The 1,614-nt window shown below is 70.1% G+C and carries 3 protein-coding genes; 1 reads left to right on the forward strand and 2 read right to left on the reverse strand.

The features are described 5' to 3' along the window. Nucleotides 1-304 (reverse strand): sigma factor (locus tag FKP22_RS29715; RefSeq protein WP_310733395.1); only part of this gene is annotated, 304 nt, incomplete at its 3' end. A 73-nt stretch (nucleotides 305-377) separates the two neighbouring features. On the opposite strand from FKP22_RS29715, the gene FKP22_RS29720 reads away from it, so the two are divergent. After that, on the forward strand, nucleotides 378-983 hold the full coding sequence (locus FKP22_RS29720) for an ATP-dependent Clp protease proteolytic subunit (protein WP_141291829.1): 606 nt from the start codon (nucleotides 378-380) through the stop codon (nucleotides 981-983). A gap of 3 nt (nucleotides 984-986) precedes the next feature. On the opposite strand, the gene FKP22_RS29725 is transcribed toward FKP22_RS29720, so the two are convergent. Continuing rightward, the coding region (locus FKP22_RS29725; RefSeq protein WP_141291827.1) for a lipocalin-like domain-containing protein at nucleotides 987-1,614 on the reverse strand (628 nt) is incomplete at its 5' end.

The following is a 1,614-nucleotide window of genomic DNA, read 5'->3' on the forward strand; positions in this document are numbered from 1 at the left end:
CCGCCAGCAATGCCTCGGCTTCAGCGGACTCGGCCACGGCCAACGCGGGACCCGCCTCTGCGTGCTTGCGCCGCACCATGCCGTGATGGCGCTGCAGGTCGGTGCACAGGTTGCGCACCACCGTCAACAGCCAGGCCTGCTGGGCCTGCGCGCCCTGCGGCAGCACCGGCGAGCGCAGGTAGGCGTCCTGCACCACGTCCTCCGCATCCGCATGGTTGCCCAGCCAGAGCCGGGCCAGCGAGGTCAGGCGGCGGCGCAGCGCGGGATCGCAGGCCAGCGGATGGGGCGGCAACAGGCTTTGCATGGCATGGGTGTCACATGGCGGACGGCTGATCCGTTTCACCGACATGTCCGACACAGGAGTTCAGATGGAACACATGGAAAGCGATCCTAACGCCACGCCCGCCTCGGCGGCCGGCGACCCACGCAGCACCTTCATGGAGGAAAAGGCCTTTCGCTCGCGCACCGTGCTGGTCTTCGGCCAGATCAACGACAGCAGCGCGGCCGACACGGTGCGGCGTTTGATCGCGCTGGACGCGGAATCCAACGCGCCCATCGACATGCTGGTCTCGTCGCCCGGCGGCCACCTGGAGTCGGGTGATGCAATCCACGACATCGTGCGTTTCATCTCGGCGCCGGTGAACATGATCGGCACCGGCTGGGTGGGCAGCGCGGCCACGCACCTGTACCTGGCCGTGCCGCGCGAGCGCCGCTTCTGCCTGCCGCAGACGCGCTTCCTGATCCACCAGCCCAGCGGCGGCGCCGGCGGCCAGGCGACTGACATCGCGATCCAGGCCAAGGAAATCGTGCGGGCCCGCGAGCGCATCGCCCGCATGATCGCCCGCGAAACCGGCCAGCCGCTGGACACGGTGATGCTCGACATCGAGCGCGACCGCTGGATGTCGGCCGATGAGGCGCAGACCTATGGCCTGGTCTCGCGCATCATCGAACGCCGCAGCGACCTGCCTGCCGCCAAGGCCTGACGCTCACAGTGCCAGCCGGCCGGCACGGCCCGTCATCTCCAGGTAACCCAGGCCCAGCCGGCGGCCCTGCTCGTCGCGCAGCACGGACAGCCCCTCCCAGTAGACGGTGCCGGTGCTGGCACGGCTGTCCAGTTCCTGCGCGTCCAGCAAGGCCTCGACCTGGAAACGGCCGACGGGCGTGTGCAGCGTCCATTGCACCGGGTAGCTGGCCCCGGAGTCCGGGCTGCGCCAGCGGCGGCCGGGCTCGAAGCGCAATTCGCCGGGCTGGAAAGTGCGCAGGCCGCCTTGCGGGTCGCGCCAGCTGCCGCCGGCCCATACCGGCGCGGCCTGCTCGTCTCGCGCTCGCATGCGAAACAGCATCAGCGCACTGCCGTCGTCCAGGTTGAAGCCCACCCAGTCCCAGCCGACCGCCTCGGGCGCGAGGTAGGCGTTGCTCCATTCATGGTCCATCCAGGCCCTGCCCTGCACCGGATGCAGCCCCGTCCCCACGCGCAGCTCGCCCTGCACCACCAGTTGCGGCAGGCTGTAGTAGTGGCTGGCCTCGCCAGGCAGCGGGCCCTTGCGCGAATGCCCCGCCTCGCCCTGCAGCATCACAGGCTGGGTGGGTGCCAGCTGCAGGTCCAGGCCAAAG

Source organism: Ideonella azotifigens (assembly GCF_006519715.1).
Taxonomy (GTDB): Bacteria; Pseudomonadota; Gammaproteobacteria; order Burkholderiales; family Burkholderiaceae_C; genus Ideonella; species Ideonella azotifigens.